This is a genomic window from Aeromonas sp. 2692-1 (genome assembly GCF_013085505.1).
In the GTDB taxonomy this organism is placed as follows: Bacteria; Pseudomonadota; Gammaproteobacteria; order Enterobacterales; family Aeromonadaceae; genus Aeromonas; species Aeromonas hydrophila.
In genome coordinates this window covers 2,306,705-2,326,453 of record NZ_CP038513.1, presented here as the reverse complement: position 1 = coordinate 2,326,453, position 19,749 = coordinate 2,306,705, and the positions used below count along the sequence as shown (strand labels likewise).

The window sequence follows — 19,749 nt, the reverse complement described above, 5'->3', positions numbered from 1 at the left end:
ACATTAAGTCTCGCCCAACCTGCTCCATGCTAGTTGGGCATTTTTTTGCCCAGTAACCGTTCAGCGCGCTGGCAAACAGGCAAAAAAAACCGTCGCAGGGCGCGACGGCGGGGAAATGAGGTTGCACCATCCTGATCCAACCCATCGATGCGAGTTCAGGCTTTCATCGATGACGCCATCATGACCGCCAAGCGTGTTCAAACTTTGTCAGCCAGTCCCCAATTTGTGACAAAGTATGACAAGCCACGACATGGTCTCGACCCGCCGCCTTTGCTATGCTGGCGCCTCACGCCAGAGGGGAAGATAAGATGAAGTACACGGTCGATACCCACACCCACACCGTCGCCAGCACCCACGCCTACAGCACCATTCACGACTACCTGCCCATCGCCAAGGCAAAGGGGATCAAGCTGTTCGCCACCACGGATCATGGCCCCGACATGGCGGACGCCCCCCACTTCTGGCACTTCGTCAATCTGCACGTGTTGCCACGGGTGGTCGACGGGGTCGGCATCCTGCGCGGCATCGAAGCCAACATCAAGAACATCGATGGCGAGATCGACTTCCCCGAACGCTACGAGTCGCGGCTCGACATGATCATGGCGGGCTTTCACGAGCCGGTGTTCCCCCCCTGCGACCAGGCCACCCACACCCAGGCCATGATCAACGCCATCAAGAGCGGCCGGGTCGACATGATAAGCCACCCCGGCAATCCCGCCTTCCCCATCGATATCCAGGCCGTGGTCAAGGCAGCGGCAGAATATCGGGTGGCGCTGGAACTCAACAACTCCTCCTTCAGCCACTCCCGCCCGGGCAGTGAAGGCAACTGCCGCGCCATCGTCGAGGCGGCGCGGGACATGGGTGCCTACCTCACCTTCGGCTCCGACTCCCACGTGGCCTTCAGCCTCGGGGATTTCGAGCACTGCCACCGACTGGTCACCGAGGCCGGCTTCCCGGCAGAGCGGATCCTGGCGCGCTCCCCCCGTGCGCTGCTCGATTTTCTCGAAAGCCGCGGCCGGGCCCATATTCCGGAGTTCGTCGACCTCTGACATTGACCGTAACTCCATGAGCTCACTCATAAAACTGAGTGCAGCTCATTGACTTGCCCCGCTGTTTTCGGGAATCTAGTGGCACGCCGGTATAGCTCAGTTGGTAGAGCAGCGCATTCGTAATGCGAAGGTCGGGGGTTCAACTCCTCTTACCGGCACCAATCACGCACGCCGCATATCTTATGCGGCGTTGTTGTTTATAGGGTGTCCGGGCTCTGCTGCATTGGGCTGGCAGGCTTGAACCGGCTCAAGCCTGCAAATCGCCCGGTTCATAGCAGCAACAGATTGTCCTGTTGACGGGAGGCGGTCACCAGCACCGGGATGGACTTGGAGGTCGGGGTGAAAGAGCCCGCCCCTATGCTGTCGATGGGCACCAGCGGGTTGGTCTCCGGATAGTAGGCCGCGATGTTGCCACGCGGGATCTCGTATATCACCACCACAAAACCGGTCACGCTGCGTTCGCGCCCGTCGTTGCAGATGGCCGCCATGTCGACCCGATCCCCTTCGGCAAAGCCAAGCTGGCGAGCATCCGCCTCGTTCATGAACACCACGTTGCGTTGGCCCTTGATGCCGCGATAGCGGTCATCCATGCCGTAGATGGTGGTGTTGTACTGATCGTGAGAGCGCAGGCTCTGCAGCAGCAGTACCGGCTGATCCGCCATCTGCTCGGCATGGCGGGTACACTCCGGCAGCACTGATTGCGGCAGGGTGCTGGCACGAAACTCGGCCTGACCGCTGGCGGTATTCCAGGTCAGCAGCGCCGCGGAGTTATCGAGGTGAAAACCGCACGGCTGCTGGATGCGGGCATTGAAATCGGTGAAACCGGCGATGGTCTGCTCGATGAGATCGCGGATGCGGCCATAGTCATCGCGCAGGGCCAGCCAGTCGACCCGCTCGCTGCCTACGGTAGCATGAGCCATCCGCGCGACTATGTCGGTCTCGGAGAGGCAGAGTGGCGACACCGACTCGGCCGCACCGGTCGAGGCGTGCACCATGCTGAAGGTGTCCTCCACCGTGATCTTCTGGTTGCCGCTGCGCTGGATATCGAGCTCGGTACGGCCGAGACAGGGCAGGATCAGCGCCGCCTTGCCCACCTGCAGATGGCTGCGGTTGAGCTTGGTGCTGATCTGCACGTTGAGCTCAGCCCTTTTCATCGCCCCGTAAGTGAAGTCGGTATCGGGCGCCGCTGCCGCCAGGTTGCCACCCAGGCAGATGAGCACCTTGCTCTTGCCCTCGTCCAGCGCCTTGAGCGCTTCGTAAACATTGTGACCACGAGCCCGTGGCAGGCTCACCTGCAGGTGACGCTCGAGCCGGTCGATAAAGGCGGCGGTGGGCTTTTCGTTGATCCCCATGGTGCGGTTGCCCTGCACGTTGCTGTGGCCCCGAACCGGACAGAGCCCCGCCCCCGGCTTGCCAATCTGGCCGCGCATCAGGTGCAGGTTGACGATTTCACGGATGGTATCGACCGAGTGCAGATGCTGGGTCACCCCCATGGCCCAGCAGCTGATGATGCGCTGGCTGGTGGCAAACACCCGGGCGGCCTGCACGATATCGGCGCGAGTCAGGCCGGATTGCTGCTCGATCGCCGCCCAGTCGGTGGCACGCACCTGCGCCTCGTACTCGGCAAAGTGGCGGGTATGGCGGGCGATAAAGTCGCGATCCACCGCCTCTGGCGCCTCTTCCAGGATGTACTTGGCCATGCCACGGATGGCGGCCATGTCGCCACCCAGTTTCGGCGTCAGATACTGGTGGCTGATGGTGGTGGCTGCCGGGGTCAGCAGCTCCAGCGGGCTCTGCGGGCTGGCAAAACGCTCCAGCGCCACCTCTTTCAAGTTGTTGAAGCTGACGATCTTGCAGCCGCCGCGCGCCGCCTGGCGCAGGGCATTCATCATGCGTGGGTGGTTGGTGCCCGGATTCTGGCCATAGACAAACACCGCATCGGCCTGGTCGAAGTCATCCAGCACCACAGTCCCCTTGCCGATGCCGACCGACTGGATCAGCGCTACCCCGCTCGCCTCATGGCACATGTTGGAGCAGTCGGGGAAGTTGTTGGTGCCAAACAGGCGGCCAAACAGCTGATAAAGATAAGAAGCTTCGTTGCTGGCACGCCCCGAGGTGTAAAACTCCACCTCGTCCGGGCTATTCAACCCCTTGAGGGTATCGGCGATCAGGGTAAAGGCGTCGTCCCAGCTTGTTGGCTCGTAGTGATCGGTCGCCGGGTTGTAGCGCATCGGCTCGCTCAGCCGCCCCTGATACTCGAGCCAGTAGTCGCTCTGGGTGGCCAGCTGGCGCACCGAGTGGGCGGCGAAAAACTCGGCCCCTACCGTCTTGCCGGTAGATTCCCAGGCCACCGCCTTGGCGCCGTTTTCACAAAACTGGAAGGTGCCGTGGTCGTTGTCACCCCAGGCACAACCCGGGCAGTCGAAACCGTCGGTCTGGTTGACCCGCAGCAGGTTTTTGATGTTCTGACGGGTCTTCTGGCTGCGCAACACCTGCTTCATGGTGGATTGCAGGGACGAAAAACCGCCGGCTTTGGCGGGCTTTTCAATATGACTCATGGCACTCTCCGATGGGATCCGCCGGGCGATAGCTCGAATAGCTGACCGGGGCATCAAACTTGGGAATATGAACGACGTTGAGGTTGTATTTGAGGGCCAGCCTGACCGCCAGCTGGCTGGGCGATGCCAGGCAGATAAGATGACGGGCGCCGAAGCGGGCGGCTTTTTGCACCAGCTCGCTGCCGCAGCGGCTGGTCACCACCAGGGTGTCGCACGCACTGTGCTGACGCAGCAGCAGGCCGATCAGCTTGTCGAGGGCATTGTGGCGCCCGATATCTTCCCGGCAGTGCAGGATCCGCCCCTCGGCATCCAGCGCCAGCGCCGCATGCAGGGCGCCGTGCTGCTGCCCCTTGAGCTGCCACTGGGCGATCTGCGCACGCAACCCCGCCAGCAAGGCTCCATCCAGCGGTGGCGTCAGCGGCAGCTCCGGCAATGCGGGCAGCGCCTGCTCCACCGCCACCACGCCGCAGATACCGCAACCGGTCGCCCCAGTCAGCCGGCGCTTGTGCTGGGCCAGAGCAGCCAGGGAACGGTTGGCGATGGTGATGTCCAGCACCATCCCCTGCTCGGCCGACCCAACCTGGATGTCGTGGACCTCGTGGTTGTGCCGGATGATCCCCTCGCCAAACAGGAAACCGACGGCAAAGTCGTCGAGATCGTCCGGGGTCGCCATCATCACCGCGTGGTTGATGCCATTGATGTTGATGGCGACGGCCACCTCCTCCACCAGATGATCCAGTGACGGCAAGTTGGCGGGGGTTGCGACGGGAGAATGGGCAGGCATGCAGGTTGGCCTAAAAATGCAAACTGCATTCAAGTTTAGAGAGGCAACTGACGCAAAACCAATGAAATAAATCTATATGGCAATAGGGTTGTTCTATTGACGGCGTTTTTTCAATTGATTAATTTTTAGATTCATCCTCGCCTCCCGAATGATCATGAACATCAAGCAGCTGCACTATTTCCACGAACTGGCCAAACACCAGCATTTTGCCAGAGCGGCCAAGGCCTGCCACATCACCCAGCCGACCCTCTCAGCCAGCATCACGGCACTGGAGAAAAACCTCGGCACCGACCTGGTGGTGCGTACCAGCCAGTTTGTCGCTCTCACCGAAGCGGGCGAGCTGGTGCGCCAGTATGCCGAGCGGATGCTGCTGGAGCAGGAAGCGCTCAAGCAGGAGCTGGCGCTGTTTCAGGGCGAGCTATCCGGCACCCTGCGTATCGGCATCGTGCCCCAGTCCAATGTCGACATCATGCCGCTCATCGCCCGCTGCAAGCAGCGCTATCCCGACATCGTCATTCGCCTGTCGGTGCTCAGCAACGAAGCCCTGCTATCACAGCTGGAGCTGCATCAGTGCGATATTGGGCTGGGGTTTGACGAGCCGCTCACCGGCGCCGCCAGACAGACCTTCCACCTCTATCCCCAGGGCAACAACCAGATGGCGGTGCTGATGAACCGCGACGAGGCGGATCAGCACCTCCCCGGCGATGAGCTGACCCTGACGGCACTGCAGCAGCGGCCGCTGGTACTGCCCAGCCGTACCATGCAGTTTCGCAAGTATCTGGACCGCGCCGCCGAGCGGGCCGGCATCCGGCTTGACGTGGTGCTGGAAACCGACTCCCTGTTTCACCTGGTGAGTGCCGTGCGCCACCGGCTGGGCTGGGCCATCGTCAGTGCCGGCCTCGCCCGATCCGCCAGCAAGCTCTCGGATCTGGTCTGCCTGCCGCTGGCGCCGCAACGCGACATCGGCCATACCGCCTTCATCACCCGCCAGCACAGCATCACCCCCGCCATGCGCGCCTTCCTCGAGCTGGTGCAAGAGGCAGACGCCCCCCTAGAAAAATAAGGTGACGCCAACAAGCACACTACTTTTTTATATTTCTGCCATGATCAAAGGTGGCAGAAATATATACCTTCCCGCTAAAAAACAACCGTTCATTGGTTAACAACAAGAGATAGACACTCAGGGAAATGATTGCTGTAATGAGGTAAATAAATGACAACTTAATCCCTATCCCGACCCCTTGAAATAGTTATTCCTCATTGAGAACGACTTTAACCAGGAGATAAAAAAGTCGTGATTCACCGACAAGTGAAGTTCTCAAACAAATCCAATTTAAATATTTAAAGCGACGCTTTCATATTTATTTAAAGGTTATTTGTGAAGCACCACACAATAACGACTTTTCCTCCCGTTCCCCATTTCCTCATATTGATGGCGATCAAGAATGAACATACCGTCTGGTCGGTATGATTGGGCCATGAACATCGAAACCCAACATAGAAAAAAAGACCCTGTACGTCTTTATCGACAACTGCTGGAGTCGGCCGCCACCATCGCCGGCCGGGACGGTATCGCCGCCCTGTCGTTGAACGCCGTTGCCTTTGAGGCCGGGGTGAGCAAGGGGGGCTTACTGCACCACTTCCCCAACAAGCAGGCGCTGATCTTTGCCCTGTTTGCGCGCCTGCTGGCCATCATGGAAGAGGCCATCTCAGCACTGATGGCGGCAGACAAGACCGCCTACGGCCGCTTTACCCGTGCTTACCTGCACTATCTCTCTGCTCCTGAATTGACGGACACCCAGGAGAGCCGCCAGCTGATGGTGCTCTCGCTGGCCATGCCGGACGAGCCGGTGCTGCGACAATGCTGGCGTGACTGGATGCTGGCGCATCTGGCGCAAGGGGATGAGCTGGATAATGGCCATATCGGCACCCTGGTGCGTTATGCCGCAGACGGCATCTGGCTATCGGAATTGACCGAAGGGCGCACCATGAGCACCGAGCACCGTCAGGCGCTGGTCAAGACCCTGCATAATATGACGCTCCCCACGTGAAGCTGATGGATTGAGGCCGAGATGCGCTACCACATCAATGCCCGCTTCATTTATGACGCGACCGATGGTTCCCTGACTCAGCGGGAAAGCGTTGAGCCGGACAGCCAATTATCCATCACCGCAAATGCGCTGTTTTATTTTTTCTTGCGAAATACCGGGATAGTCAGCCGCGAAGAGGTGCTTAAAAAAGTCTGGGACGATAACGGATTAACCTCATCAAACAGCAACCTCAACCAATACTTGAGCATATTGCGCAAGGCTTTTCGCCACTACGATATCGACAATATCATTGTCACTGTGTCGCGCGGTTATTTGCAGCTCAATCCCGAGGTCATTATCGAGCCTATTGAAAATGCGCCTGCACCGTCCATTGAAATAGTGCCTTCGCCCTCCACGGTGGCCGCCGCCGAGCCGGCATTCGACCCTGCCGAATGGCCACTTCCCCTCACCCCCCGTTCACGCGGCATCTGCTGGTACATCGCGGGGGGCTGCATGCTCGCGTTTGCCCTCATGCTGGTGGCATTTGGTCTCTTGAATGGCCGTGAGCCGCGCCCCGTCACCCTGACCGGGATCCCCAACAGCCAGTGTGAATTGCTGGCCAGCGACGAGATGCTGCGCTCGGTCAGCGCCACGACCTACGGTGAGCATTTCGAGCAGGTGCGCCAGCGTTTGAACATCAGCTGCAAACCGGGCGAGCGTTTTTTGTTTTTCTACGGGGACAGACTGGAAACCAACGGCCTGGGTCGGGTATTTCTGGCCCACTGCGCCATGCACGAAGACAACCCGTTCAGCTATTGCGACAACTATTTCTACTACTCCTGGAAGCCGTGATGAGACTTGCGCCGCGTCCCTTCTTTCTCTTCTCCTGCACCCTGTTCCTCGCCGCGGCACTCTATGCCTGCTACCAGCTGCCCAGCGAAAATGATGGTGTCATGAGCTGCGCCACCAAAGGCATCATGCGCTTTGAGGACATGAACAAAGAGAACGTCAACGGCAACATCCACTTCAATTTCGGCCGCCAGGGGAAAGGCTCCATGGTGGTTGAAGGCTATACCGATTCGGCCGCAGGCTGGCTCTATCTCCAGCGCTACGTCACGTTTACCTACAGCAGCAACCGGGTCTCCGCCACCGAGCGTCAGTACCGCATCAACAAATGGGAAGCGAGCGCCTCCTCCATCGATCAGTCGCCGGACGTCATCTTCGACTACTTCATGCGCGAGATGTCCGACAGTCACGATGGGCTGTTTCTGAGTGCCCAGCGACTCAATCAGCAGGCCATACTGCTGAGCTCCATCAACTCGCCGCTCTGGATCTGCACCCTCAAATCCGGCAGCGAACTGAACTAGTCCCGGCAATACGGCAGCGATCCCGACCCAAGCGCCGATGACGCGCACATATCGCCCAGCCCCCACAACCTGACCCGCGCAAGCCCCTGATAACTCTGCCCTCATGCGGCCTGCCCGCCTGTTTGCCCTGAAGGCAATGCCGTGGTGGCTGCCTGCCCCCCCCTTCCCCCGACTGCACATCCGTACTGACAAGACGCCCCTTGCGCATCACCAGGCAGGACCGGTTCCCGCTACTTTTCCAGCCCGCCCCATCCACTCTCGCGCCGGCATCCACATGACTCGCGCCTCGCTCTCAATGCCACCTCCCCCCGCCTGACTCGCCGTCACCGCCTTTATCTCTTCTTCCCGTCACACCCGGCTCGGTTTTTACATTTAGCCTCGCCGGCAAAACATGAGCTCCGCCACAGTTAGCAGCCGGCCAAATTACCTCTCGGCCCCCATTGCCCAACAACTCATTAACATCGACCAACGATCTTTTCCCGGGCCTGAATTCGGCCTTATGCAAGGCGAAAACAGCCTCGTGGTCGCAGCATAAATAGATAAATACGGCTTATAAAAATCACAAATCCAGAATAACAAACTAAATATCTCAGTTTTACAGATTCAAATTCCACAAATGCCGCCAATACCTATAGTGGCGATTGAACGCCGCAACCGTGGCTCAACACCGTGACACGGACGGGGTTCCTTAACCACACCACACAATCTGTTCTGAGGAGATCACCATGGGTGATGCATTGGGGCTTATCGAAACCAAGGGGCTGGTGGCCTGCATTGAAGCCGCGGATGCCATGTGCAAATCCGCCAACGTGGAGCTGATCAGCTATGAAAACATCGGCTCCGGCCTGGTCACCGTCATGGTGAAGGGGGATGTCGGCGCGGTGAAAGCGGCGGTGGATTCCGGCGTGGAGTCGGCACAGCGCATCGGTGAAGTGGTGACCTCGCTGGTCATCGCCCGTCCGCACAACGACATCAACAAAATCGTCATTAAACACAAGGCTTGAGGCCGGGAGATCGCAAATGGGTGATGCATTGGGTTTGATTGAAACCAAGGGCCTGGTGGCCTGCATTGAAGCGGCGGATGCCATGTGCAAAGCCGCCAACGTCGAGCTGATCGGCTATGAGAACGTCGGCTCTGGCCTGGTCACCGCCATGGTGAAAGGCGACGTAGGGGCCGTGAAAGCCGCGGTGGACTCCGGCGTGGAATCCGCACAGCGCATCGGTGAAGTGGTGACCTCGCTGGTCATCGCCCGCCCGCACAACGACATCAGCAAGATTGTCGCCCACTACAAAATTGCCGAATAACGGGAGAGAACATGATGAAAGAAGCGCTTGGTCTGATTGAGACCAAAGGCCTGGTGGCCTGCATCGAAGCGGCGGATGCCATGTGCAAGGCTGCCAACGTCGAGCTGATCGGCTATGAGAACGTCGGCTCTGGCCTGGTCACCGCCATGGTGAAAGGCGACGTCGGTGCGGTCAATGCGGCGGTGGATTCCGGTGTGGAAGCGGCGAAACGCATTGGCGAAGTGGTCACCTCTCGCGTCATCGCACGCCCGCACAACGACATCGAAAAAATCGCGGCGCAGCACAAGGCATGACCTGAGAGGGCACGCCCCGCCCGCACTTTTTTAGTCTGATGAAGGATAGATTCATGATTGAACTCGATACCGATTTGCTCTCCCGCCAGAACGCGAGAGAACTGGTGCGCAACGCCAAACAGGCGCAGGTGATTATGGCCACCTTTTCGCAGCAGAAAATCGACGCCATCGTGAAGAACGTGGCCGAAGAGGCCGCGCGCCATGCCGAAACGCTGGCGAAAATGGCCGCAGAAGAGACCGGTTTTGGCAACTGGCAAGACAAGGTGCTGAAAAACCGGTTCGCTTCGCTGCACGTTTACGATGCCATCAAAGAGATGAAGACCGTCGGGATCATTCATGACGATCAGGCGAAAAAAGTGATGGACGTGGGCGTGCCGCTGGGCGTGATCTGCGCGCTGGTACCCTCCACCAACCCGACCTCCACCATCTTCTACAAAACCCTGATCGCCCTCAAGGCGGGCAATGCCATCATCTTCTCGCCACACCCGGGCGCACGCCAGTGCAGCTGGAAAGCCATTGAAATCGTCAAACGCGCCGCCGAAGCCGCCGGAGCCCCGGCGGGTATCGTGGACGGCGTCACCCAGCTGACCCTGGAGGCCACCTCCGAGCTGATGCACAGCAAGGACGTGTCGCTGATCCTGGCAACCGGTGGCGAAGGCATGGTGCGCGCGGCCTATGCCTCCGGCACCCCGACCATCAGCGGCGGCCCGGGCAACGGCCCGGCCTTTATCGAGCGCAGCGCCGACATTCACCAGGCGGTGAAGGACATCATCACCAGCAAGACCTTCGACAACGGCGTGATCTGCGCCTCCGAGCAGTCGATCATCGTCGAACGCTGCATCTACGACGAGGTTCATCGCGAGCTGGCGGCCCAGGGCGCCTACTTCATGAACGAAGACGAAGCCGCCAAGATGGCTGCCCTGCTGCTGCGCCCGAACGGCACCATCAACCCGAAAGTGGTGGGCAAGACGGCGCTCCATCTCAGCCAGCTGGCCGGTTTCAGCGTCCCCCCCAGCACCCGCGTGCTGGTGGCCGAACAGACCACCGTCTCCCACAGCAACCCCTACTCCCGTGAAAAGCTCTGCCCGGTACTCGGCCTCTACGTGGAAGAGGAGTGGCGCGCCGCCTGTCATCGGGTGGTCGAGCTGCTGACCAACGAAGGGCTGGGCCACACCCTGGTGATCCATACCCGCAATCGGGACGTGATCCGCCAGTTCAGCCTGGAAAAACCGGTCAACCGGATCCTGATCAACACCCCGGCCGCCCTCGGCGGCATCGGTGCCACCACCAACCTCACACCGGCACTGACCCTCGGCTGCGGCGCCGTCGGCGGCGGTTCCAGCTCCGACAACGTCGGCCCGATGAACCTGCTCAACATCCGCAAGGTGGGTTACGGCGTGCGCACCATCGAAGAGTTGCGCGCCCCCATCCAGCCGGCTGCTGTGCAGCCCGCCAGCGCCGCTCCGGCCGCGACCCCGCCCTGCAGCATCCTCGACGATGCCCGCTTCAGTGCCCCGGCGCCGACCTGCCACAGCGCGGACGACCGTTTTGCCAGCGCCAGCGCCGAGGTCGGCAGCGAGATCAGCGAGCAGAACGTGGAGCGGGTCATCCGTCAGGTGCTTGAGCGCCTTGGCAAGTAACCCATTGAGATAAGGCGATAAAAACCATGATTCTCGCAAAGGTAACCGGACATGTCGTCGCCACGCAGAAGTGCGATGAGCTGCGTGGCAGCAATCTGCTGCTGATCACCCAGCTGGACGATCAGCAGCAACCGATGAAGGACCGCTCCTGGGTCGCCGTCGACAGCGTCGGCGCAGGCATGCACGACGTCGTACTGGCCGAGGAGTACCTCGCGCTCAACAGAGACCGCTACAAGGCCATGTCGGTGGTCGCCATTGTCGAGAAGGTGTTTCGGGACGCTTGAGGAGTGAATGACCCAATGAGTGAATTTTTGCTGAAACCCCGGATCCGCTTCGGTCAGGACGCCCTGTCCGCCCTGGCTGAAGTGCCCGCCCGCCAAGCCCTGCTGGTCACCGATCAGATGATGGTGAAAGTTGGCCTGGCCGACCGGGTGACGCAGATCCTGCGCCAGTGCGGCATCCCGTTCCAGTGCTGGGACGATGTAGTGGCCGATCCTGACATCACCACGGTCGTGCGCGGCATGAAGCTCATGGACAGCTGCTATCCGGATCTGGTGATCGCGCTCGGCGGCGGTTCGGTGATTGATGCAGCCAAAGCGGTCATGTTCGCCCTGGCGCAAACCCGCCCGCATCTGGGGCGCGAGCGCCCCTGTTTCGTGGCCATCCCGACCACCAGCGGCACCGGCTCGGAAGTGACCAGCTTCTCGGTGGTCAAGGCCCGCAGCGAGAAGCTGGTGCTGGTCGACCCGTCATTGCTGCCGGATATCGCCATTCTCGATCCGTCGCTGGTGGCATCGGTACCGCCCGCCATCACCGCCGATACCGGGATGGACGTGCTGTGCCACGCGCTGGAGGCCTATGTCTCCCGGGCGGCCAGCGACTTTTCCGACGCATTGGCGGAGAAGGTGGTGCAGCAGGTCTTTCGCTACCTGCCCGCCTGCTGGCGCGACGGCCACGATCTGCTGGCGCGGGAAAAGATGCACAACGCCTCCTGCATGGCGGGCATGGCCTTCACCAACGCCTCGCTCGGCATCACCCACAGCCTGGCCCATGCCCTCGGCGGCGTGTTCCGCGTCCCGCACGGGCGTGCCAACGCGCTCCTGATGGCGCAGGTCGTGGCATGGAACGCCGACCACGACGGGCAGTGCGATACCCAGGCCGCCCACAAGTATGCCCGCCTGGCCCACCTGCTGGACCTGCCCGCCCAAACGCCGCGCGAGGGGGTCAACAGCCTGCTGGTGGCCATCCAGGCGCTCAAAGAGGAGATGAAGATGCCGGCCGGCATTGGCGATACCGGCCTTCTCGCCGCCGATTTCGACCAGCGGCTGGCGGAGATGGTCAGCCAGGCGCTGCGCGACAACTGCACCCCGACCAACCCGCGCGCACCGGATGCCCGGGCATTGACCGAACTCTATCGCAAGGCATGGTGCGGCACTCTCGCCGCCGGCCACTAAGAACAAGAACTGGAGAACCTACCTCATGGCACACTACAGCTTAACGCCGCGCGTCAACGTGCTGGCTGAACGTTTACTGGCGCACACCAGCACCCTGTGCACTGAACACGCCACTATGCTGAGCGGGCTGGATGGCGACATCGCGGGCATTCCTGCCGCCGTCAAACCGGCACGCCGCTTTTACGAGCTGATGCGCCAGCTGCCGCTGACCATCAGTGCCGACGAGTTGATTGTCGGCAACCAGACCCGCACCCCGCACGGCGCCATTTTCCACGACGAAAGTGCCGGGCAGCGCCCGTCCACCTTCCAGTTCCTGAATCTGAACAGCGCCATCGACTCCCCCGACTACAAGCTGGTGGTGGAGAAGGGCGTGCTGGCCATCAAGCAGCAGCTGGAACAGAAAACCCGCGCGCTGGGCAGCGCCGTCAGCCGCAGCGGCATGGACGAGGTCAACGGCTGCCGCGCCGCCATCCACGCCTGCGATGCCCTGATGGCACTGGCGCAAAACCTGGCCAACAGCGCCGAAACCCTGGCCGCCGCCGAAACCAACCCGTTCCGCCAGGCCGAGCTGCGCGACAGCGCCGCCATTTTGCACCATGTACCGGCCCACCCGGCGCGCAACTTCAAAGAGGCCTGCCAGTCGTTTTACCTGTTCCAGCTGGCGCTTCAACTCGACAACGGCAGCTATGCGGTCAACCCGGAAGGGGCCGACAAGGCGCTGCTGCCCTACTTCCAGCGCGACATCGCCAACGGCGCGCTGACCGAGCAACAGGCGTACGAAATCGTCGAGTGCCTGTGGTTCAAGCTGGCCGAGCTGAGCGAAGTGCGCGCCACCTGCGCCATCGACGGCTACCCCATGTTTGATGCCCTGCTGCACGGCGCCAGCCTGGAGCAGGCGAGCATCAACCCGCTCTCCGAGATGTTCCTCTGCGCCCAGCAAAACCTGAGCGCCCTCAAGCTGCCGGTTCGCCTCTTTCGCGGAGTACAGCACGTCTCTGCCGCCCCGTTCGCCGCCTGTGCCGATACGCCTGTGATGGAGGGGCTGACACCGCGCCTGCAGCGCCTGCGCAACCACTATCTGACCGTGCGCCCCAGCGTCTCCATCTACCGGGCACTGGCCTTTACCGAGGTCGTCAAGGCCAACCCTGGCATGCCGACCATCTTGCTGCGTGCCAAGGCGTTCCGTCACGCCTGTGAAACCGCCCCCATCCTGATCCAGGACGACGAGCTGATCGTCGGCCACCCGTGCGGCAAGCCGCGCGCCGGCGCCTTCTCGCCGGACATAGCCTGGCGCTGGGTACGCGACGAGCTCGATACCATGAGCACCCGTCCGCAAGATCCCTTTGAAATCAGCGAGGCGGACAAGAAAACCATCCGCGAAGAGATAGTGCCGTTCTGGGAAGGCCGCTCGCTGGACGAGATTTGCGAAGCACAGTACCGGGAAGCCGGCGTCTGGGCTTTCAGCGGCGAGACCTTCGTCAGCGACCTCTCCTACCACCAGATCAACGGGGGTGGCGACACCTGCCCGGGCTACGACGTGCTGCTGTTCACCAAAGGGATGAACGGCATCAAGGCCGACGCCCAGGCCCATCTCGACCAGCTGAGCATGGAGAACCCGGACGACATCGATCGCATCTACTACTACAAGGCAGCGATCGAAACCTGCGAAGGGGTGGTCAACTACGCCCGCCGCATCGCGGCCCATGCCCGTGAACTGGCCGTGAAAGAGCAGGATGCCCAGCGCCGCGCCGAGCTGCTGACCATCGCCGAGGTGAACGAGAACGTGCCGGCCAACCCGCCCAAGACCCTGCAAGAAGCGCTGCAGAGCATCTGGACGGTGGAGTCGCTGTTCGAGATCGAAGAGAACCAGACTGGTCTGTCACTCGGTCGGGTCGACCAGTACTGCTACCCCATGTTTGAAGCGGATATCCGCGAGGGCCGCCTGACCCACGAAAGCGCGCTCGAGCTGATGCAGGCCTTCATCATCAAGTGTGCCGAGCTGATGTGGATGTCGAGCGAGCTCGGAGCGAAATACTTCGCCGGCTATCAGCCCTTCATCAACCTGACCGTAGGCGGCCAGAAGCGCAGCGGCGGCGATGCCTGCAACGATCTGACCTACCTCATCATGGATGCCGTGCGGTTCGTGAAGGTCTACCAGCCGTCGCTGGCCTGCCGCATTCACAACCAGTCACCACAGAAATACATGGAGAAGATCGTCGACGTCGTGAAGGCGGGGATGGGCTTCCCGGCCTGCCACTTCGACGACTCCCACATCAAGATGATGCTGCGCAAGGGCTTCGACTTTGAAGACGCCCGCGACTACTGCCTGATGGGCTGCGTCGAGCCGCAAAAATCGGGGCGCATCTATCAGTGGACCTCCACCGGTTACACCCAGTGGCCCATCGCCATCGAGTTCGTGCTCAACCGGGGACGCATGGTGCTGTTCGACAGCCATCAGGGGCTGGATACCGGCGACCTGCGCGAGCTGCGCACCTTCGAACAGTTCGATGCGGCGGTGAAACAGCAGATTGCCCACATCGTTCGCCTGTCGGCCATCGGCACCGTGATCAGCCAGCGCGTGCACCGCGACGTGGCGCCGAAACCGCTGATGTCACTGCTGGTGGAAGGCTGCATGGAGAAGGGCAAGGACGTCGCCGCCGGTGGCGCCGTGGTCAACCACGGTCCGGGCCTCATCTTCTCGGGGCTGGCGACCTATGTCGACTCCATGGCGGCAATCCGCAAGCTGGTGTTCGAGGAGCAGAGATACACACTCGAACAAATTCGCGATGCCCTGCTGGCCAACTTCGAAGGGTTCGAAGCGCTGCGCCGCGACTGCCTCAATGCGCCCAAGTACGGCAACGACGACAACTACGTCGACCAGTACGCGCTGGATATCACCGAGTGGACCGAACGAGAGTGCCGCAAGTACAAGATGCTCTACTCCACCCTGAGCCACGGCACCCTCTCCATCTCCAACAACACCCCCATCGGCGAGCTGACCAACGCCACGCCGAACGGGCGCCTGGCCTGGATGCCGCTCTCAGACGGCATCAGCCCGACCCAGGGAGCGGACAAGCAGGGGCCGACGGCCATCATCAAGTCCGTCAGCAAGATGAACGTGGAGACCATGAACATCGGCATGGTGCATAACTTCAAGTTCCTCAAGGGGCTGCTGGATACCCAGGAGGGACGCCATGGCCTCATCACCCTGCTCCGTACCGCCTCCATCCTCGGCAATGGCCAGATGCAATTCAGCTATGTCGACAACGAAGTGCTGAAAAAGGCGCAGCAGGAGCCGGAGAAGTACCGCGACCTCATCGTGCGCGTCGCCGGCTACAGCGCCTATTTCGTCGAGCTGTGCAAAGAGGTGCAAGACGAGATCATCAGCCGCACCGTGATTGAGAAGTTCTGATCGATGCGTTGATAACCCGTCTTTCTTAATCGCCAAAATAACCGGAAGTACTCCGTGATGGCAGGTCGCAAATAATGCGACTGCGGCCTGCCACATCCGGAGAGGAGGCAAGCGTGATCGCAAATAATGAATTAACCGGCCGCATATTCAATATCCAGAAATATTCGATATATGACGGCGATGGCATTCGCACGCTGGTTTTTTTCAAGGGCTGCAACCTTCGCTGTCCCTGGTGCGCCAACCCTGAAGGGCTCAGCAGCCAATTTCAGGTGATGTTTTCGCACGACAAATGCATCAACTGCGGTGACTGCGTGAATGTCTGCCCGGCCGGAGTCCATTACCGGGCCGAAGAGAACGGCAGCATGAAACACTTCGTCGATCGCAATAAGGATTGCATCGGCTGCCGCAAATGCGAAGAGGTCTGCACCCAGCATGCGCTGGATATCATGGGCAAGGATGTCACCGTCAGCGAGCTGATGGAGATCATCATGCAGGACTATGACTTTTACATCTCCTCCGGCGGTGGCGTCACCATCGGCGGCGGCGAGATGAGCCTGCAGACCGACTTTGCCGTCGCGCTGTTTAGCGAATGCAAGAAGATGATGATCAATACCGCCATCGAGACCCAGGGCACCACCTCGCTGGCCAATTACCAGCAGCTGGCGCCCGTCACCGATACCTTTTTGTTCGATATCAAGCAAATCAACAGTGAACAGCATAAGGCGATGCTGGGTATCGGCAATGAAGGTATTCGCCGCAATCTGGAATGGCTGGTTGATTACGGCGCCAAGGTGATTGTGCGCATGCCGCTCATCCGTGGATATAACGATTCATGGGATGCCATTACCGGCGCCATCGAATATGTACAGAAATTGGCAAAGCGGGGAAATATCCTGCGGATCGACATGCTGCCGTACCACCAGCTGGGCCGCAAGAAATATGAGCGGCTGGATATGCCCTACCCGATTGCGCAAGACCCCTCTTACACGCCGGACGAATTGGATCGGCTAGAGGCCTTCTTTGCACAATTTGATTTCGATATTCGCTTGGTTCGCCATTAACAGGAGTCGACGATGAAAAGTTTGGGCGTAATTGAAACGCGAGGATTGATCGCCGCCATTCAGGCGGTGGACGCAGCCTGCAAAGCGGCAGGCGTCAGCTGCATCGGCTATCGCAAGGTGGGTTCCGGGCTGGTGAGTGTCTGCTTCGAAGGGGAGATCAGCGCCATCCACACCGCCATCGAGCGTGGCGTCGCGGTGGCCGCCACCATCGACCAGCAGGTCCACTCCCTGGTGATTGCCCGTCCGGAGCCAAGCGCGGTAGCGGCGCTCGGCAACCTCAAGGGCTACCCGCCGCACGCACCGGCTAGCACCAAGAAGGAGATGACTACCGCAACCGCTGTGCCGGCCCTGTCACCGGAAGGCAGTGCCGATACCGAACCAGCCACTCCATCGGCCAGCCAGCCAGCCGCGGATCAGGCGGAAGACCGACAGGCCGCGGCAAGAAAAGGGAAGAAAGCATGATCGATCCCCAGCTGCATCAAAAGATCGCCGCCCGTCTGAGCCTGGTCAGCCCGGCGATCCCGGTCGGCATCTCGAATCGCCACGTTCACCTGGCACAACAGGATGTGGAGGCCCTGTTCGGCAAGGGCTACACCCTGACGCCGCTCAAACCGCTGCGCCAGCCGGGCCAGTTTGCTGCAGAGGAGTGCGTCACCGTGGTCGGCCCCAAGGGCTCGCTGGCCCGGGTACGGGTACTCGGCCCGACCCGGCCGGTTTCACAGCTGGAGATCTCCCGCGCCGACTGCTTCACCCTCGGCATCAAGGCGCCGGTCCGTGAGTCAGGCCAGCTGGAAAATACCGGCAGCGCCCTGCTCATCGGCCCCGCCGGCCACGTGGAGTTGCGCTCCCAGGTGATCTGCGCCTGGCGGCATATCCACCTCTCGCCACACGACGCTCGCCAGCTGAACGTGACCCACGGCCAGAAGGTGAGTGTGCGCAGCGACGGTGAGCGCCAGTTGACCTTCGATGAGGTGGTGGTGCGGGTACGCGACGATTTCGCCCTGGAATTTCACATCGATACCGAAGAGGCCAACGCCGCCGGCTTGAAAAACGGTGCGCAGGTCAGGCTGCTCGGCTAACGGAGATCCCCATGACCGACCAACAGATTGAACGCCTGGTCGAACAGATGCTCAGACGCCTGCAGCCGCCACTGCTGGTGATGGTGACCGCGGCCCAGGGCTATCGGCAGGCCATTCGAAATCGTCTGGCCGGCTGTGGGCAGCCCCTGCAGCTTGCGCTGGCAGCAGAGATCGAGGATGGCGCGCTGTGGCAACCGCTGGGGGAGACAGTGCCGGCCAGCGTCTGGCAACAGGCCCTGCCGCCCGCCCCCTATCGCGCGCTGGTGCTGCCCTTTCTCGACTACCCGCTGGCGATGGATCTGCTGAGCGGCTCGCAGCAAAGCCCCGTCGCCCGGCGGCTGCACGATGCCCTGCTGAGCGGCTTGCCGGTGCTGGCGCTGCGCTATCACTGCGATCCCGCCAGTGAGCTGAACCAGCTGCTGGGGGCGCAACCGAGCACGCCATACGCCGGGCACATGCAGGCGGCGCTCAGCCGTCTGGGCGAGATAGGTGTGGTGCTGTGCACCATGAATGAGCTGCTGGAGAGGCTGGCACCGGCGAACGACGCGGCCCCGGTGCCGGCGGGCACGGCGCGCCGTTATCTCACGGTCAGCGATGTTGAGAAGGATCCGGCGCTGGCACAGACGGCCGAGGCCCAACTGACCGATGCCGCCATCGATTTTTTGAAAAGCAGAAGAAAAGAAAAACAACCTTACCTTAAATAACAAACCCGGAGTTTAACGTATGTCTTCAAAAACAAAATGTTGGCTATGGATGCTGCTGGTGATCGTGTCCGAAACCTCGGCCACCTCCACCCTCAAGATGTTTGGCAGCAGTGAAGGAACCACCAAGATGCTGCTGCTCGGTCTGCTCGTGCTGCTCTATTGCACCTGCTACTACTCCCTCTCCCGCGCGGTAAAAGACATTCCCGTTGGGCTTGCCTACGCCACCTGGTCCGGCACCGGCATTCTGGTGGTCTCCACGCTGGGGATGGCGTTTTACGGCCAGCACCCGGACACCGCCGCCATGATCGGCATGGCCGTCATCGCCAGCGGCATCGTCATCATGAACCTGTTCTCCAAGATGGGCAGCGAAGAGGGTAGCGATGTCTCCGCCGAGCCGCTCACTCCCCCCATGAACAACAACATCGCCAACTGACGCAAAAGGAATGACCCATGTTTAATTTCGGATTTTTATGGCTGGCGCTCTCTATCGGCTCTGAGATCACCGGCACCTCGATGATCAAGAAGACCAACGGTTTCAGCAGACTGGGGCCATCCATACTGGTCGTCTGCGCCTACAGCCTGTGCTACTTCGCCCTCACCCGCGCCATGAGCACCATTCCGGTCGGGGTGGCCTATTCGCTCTGGTGCGGCTTCGGCATCGTCGGGGTCACCATCTGTTCGATGATCCTCTACAAGCAAAAACCGGATCTACCCGCCATCCTGGCGATGGCGCTGATCATCTCGGGCGGGGTGATCATGAACGTCTTCTCCAGCATGTAACGCCGTGACAAGACCCTGGCAGTGGCGCTTTGCCCCTGCCACCGGCGTGCCGACATGCCAGCCCTGACACGCCTGCCGGGTAACAAGCCGGCAAGCGTGCAAATAGAGAAAGGCCCAAGCTGGCTAGCAGCTTGGGCCTTGAAGATGGCGGAGAGACAGTCCGCCGCAATCCGTTCTGAGCCATTCCGCATGGTGCCTGGAAAACCTTATATATTGCGGATAGATACAACAAA

20 protein-coding genes and 1 tRNA gene are annotated in these 19,749 nt (G+C 60.8%); 19 read left to right on the top strand and 2 right to left on the bottom strand.

Annotated features, from left to right (window positions below):
• The first annotated feature begins 308 nt into the window (after nt 1–308).
• Nucleotides 309–1,049: a phosphatase gene (locus E5E97_RS11270; RefSeq protein WP_045529497.1), complete on the top strand. Its 741-nt coding sequence runs from the start codon at nt 309–311 to the stop codon at nt 1,047–1,049.
• A gap of 85 nt (nt 1,050–1,134) precedes the next feature.
• Nucleotides 1,135–1,210, top strand: a tRNA-Thr gene (locus E5E97_RS11265).
• 108 nt (nt 1,211–1,318) lie between these two features.
• On the opposite strand, the gene E5E97_RS11260 is transcribed toward E5E97_RS11265, so the two are convergent.
• Complete coding sequence (locus E5E97_RS11260; protein WP_118881650.1) at nt 1,319–3,607, bottom strand: FdhF/YdeP family oxidoreductase; 2,289 nt, start codon at nt 3,605–3,607, stop codon at nt 1,319–1,321.
• On the bottom strand, nt 3,594–4,391 hold the full coding sequence (gene fdhD / locus E5E97_RS11255) for a formate dehydrogenase accessory sulfurtransferase FdhD (RefSeq protein WP_162902001.1): 798 nt from the start codon (nt 4,389–4,391) through the stop codon (nt 3,594–3,596). Before fdhD ends, E5E97_RS11260 begins: the two co-directional genes overlap by 14 nt.
• Before the next feature lie 148 nt (nt 4,392–4,539).
• On the opposite strand from fdhD, the gene E5E97_RS11250 reads away from it, so the two are divergent.
• The 17 genes from E5E97_RS11250 (at nt 4,540) to E5E97_RS11170 (ending at nt 19,516) form a co-directional block, all read left to right on the top strand.
• On the top strand, nt 4,540–5,454 hold the full coding sequence (locus E5E97_RS11250; protein ID WP_118881652.1) for a LysR family transcriptional regulator: 915 nt from the start codon (nt 4,540–4,542) through the stop codon (nt 5,452–5,454).
• A 415-nt stretch (nt 5,455–5,869) separates the two neighbouring features.
• Nucleotides 5,870–6,442 carry a TetR/AcrR family transcriptional regulator gene (locus E5E97_RS11245; RefSeq protein WP_016350031.1) on the top strand — a complete coding sequence of 191 codons (573 nt, stop codon included), beginning with the start codon at nt 5,870–5,872 and terminating at the stop codon, nt 6,440–6,442.
• Nucleotides 6,443–6,463: 21 nt separating this feature from the next.
• Complete coding sequence (locus E5E97_RS11240) at nt 6,464–7,273, top strand: winged helix-turn-helix domain-containing protein (RefSeq protein WP_118881653.1); 810 nt, start codon at nt 6,464–6,466, stop codon at nt 7,271–7,273.
• A complete protein-coding gene (locus tag E5E97_RS11235) occupies nt 7,273–7,788 on the top strand; it encodes a FidL-like protein (RefSeq protein ID WP_017408465.1) in 516 nt (171 codons plus the stop codon). Before E5E97_RS11240 ends, E5E97_RS11235 begins: the two co-directional genes overlap by 1 nt.
• 725 nt (nt 7,789–8,513) lie before the next feature.
• A complete protein-coding gene (locus E5E97_RS11230) occupies nt 8,514–8,792 on the top strand; it encodes a BMC domain-containing protein (protein WP_010634659.1) in 279 nt (92 codons plus the stop codon).
• 16 nt (nt 8,793–8,808) lie between these two features.
• Nucleotides 8,809–9,093 (top strand): BMC domain-containing protein, encoded by a 285-nt coding sequence (locus tag E5E97_RS11225; protein ID WP_011705244.1) that lies wholly within the window; start codon nt 8,809–8,811, stop codon nt 9,091–9,093.
• A 14-nt stretch (nt 9,094–9,107) separates the two neighbouring features.
• Nucleotides 9,108–9,386 (top strand): BMC domain-containing protein, encoded by a 279-nt coding sequence (locus tag E5E97_RS11220; RefSeq protein WP_002442217.1) that lies wholly within the window; start codon nt 9,108–9,110, stop codon nt 9,384–9,386.
• A gap of 53 nt (nt 9,387–9,439) precedes the next feature.
• A complete protein-coding gene (locus E5E97_RS11215; RefSeq protein WP_171280269.1) occupies nt 9,440–11,026 on the top strand; it encodes an acetaldehyde dehydrogenase (acetylating) in 1,587 nt (528 codons plus the stop codon).
• A gap of 26 nt (nt 11,027–11,052) precedes the next feature.
• Entirely contained in the window at nt 11,053–11,310 is a 258-nt protein-coding gene (locus E5E97_RS11210) for a EutN/CcmL family microcompartment protein (RefSeq protein WP_010634663.1), read from the top strand.
• A gap of 15 nt (nt 11,311–11,325) precedes the next feature.
• Nucleotides 11,326–12,480, top strand: a complete 1,155-nt coding sequence (locus tag E5E97_RS11205; protein ID WP_171280268.1) for a 1-propanol dehydrogenase PduQ — start codon at nt 11,326–11,328, stop codon at nt 12,478–12,480.
• A gap of 25 nt (nt 12,481–12,505) precedes the next feature.
• On the top strand, nt 12,506–15,892 hold the full coding sequence (gene cutC / locus E5E97_RS11200; RefSeq protein WP_171280267.1) for a choline trimethylamine-lyase: 3,387 nt from the start codon (nt 12,506–12,508) through the stop codon (nt 15,890–15,892).
• 113 nt (nt 15,893–16,005) lie between these two features.
• Nucleotides 16,006–16,953 carry a choline TMA-lyase-activating enzyme gene (gene cutD, locus E5E97_RS11195; RefSeq protein WP_049048312.1) on the top strand — a complete coding sequence of 316 codons (948 nt, stop codon included), beginning with the start codon at nt 16,006–16,008 and terminating at the stop codon, nt 16,951–16,953.
• A 12-nt stretch (nt 16,954–16,965) separates the two neighbouring features.
• Nucleotides 16,966–17,415 carry a BMC domain-containing protein gene (locus E5E97_RS11190; protein ID WP_029303630.1) on the top strand — a complete coding sequence of 150 codons (450 nt, stop codon included), beginning with the start codon at nt 16,966–16,968 and terminating at the stop codon, nt 17,413–17,415.
• A complete protein-coding gene (locus E5E97_RS11185) occupies nt 17,412–18,032 on the top strand; it encodes a phosphate propanoyltransferase (protein WP_171280266.1) in 621 nt (206 codons plus the stop codon). Before E5E97_RS11190 ends, E5E97_RS11185 begins: the two co-directional genes overlap by 4 nt.
• Before the next feature lie 11 nt (nt 18,033–18,043).
• Complete coding sequence (locus E5E97_RS11180; protein WP_171280265.1) at nt 18,044–18,736, top strand: hypothetical protein; 693 nt, start codon at nt 18,044–18,046, stop codon at nt 18,734–18,736.
• 19 nt (nt 18,737–18,755) lie between these two features.
• Nucleotides 18,756–19,169, top strand: a complete 414-nt coding sequence (locus E5E97_RS11175; protein WP_171280264.1) for a multidrug efflux SMR transporter — start codon at nt 18,756–18,758, stop codon at nt 19,167–19,169.
• A gap of 17 nt (nt 19,170–19,186) precedes the next feature.
• Complete coding sequence (locus E5E97_RS11170) at nt 19,187–19,516, top strand: multidrug efflux SMR transporter (RefSeq protein ID WP_011705235.1); 330 nt, start codon at nt 19,187–19,189, stop codon at nt 19,514–19,516.
• Nucleotides 19,517–19,749: the final 233 nt, after the last annotated feature.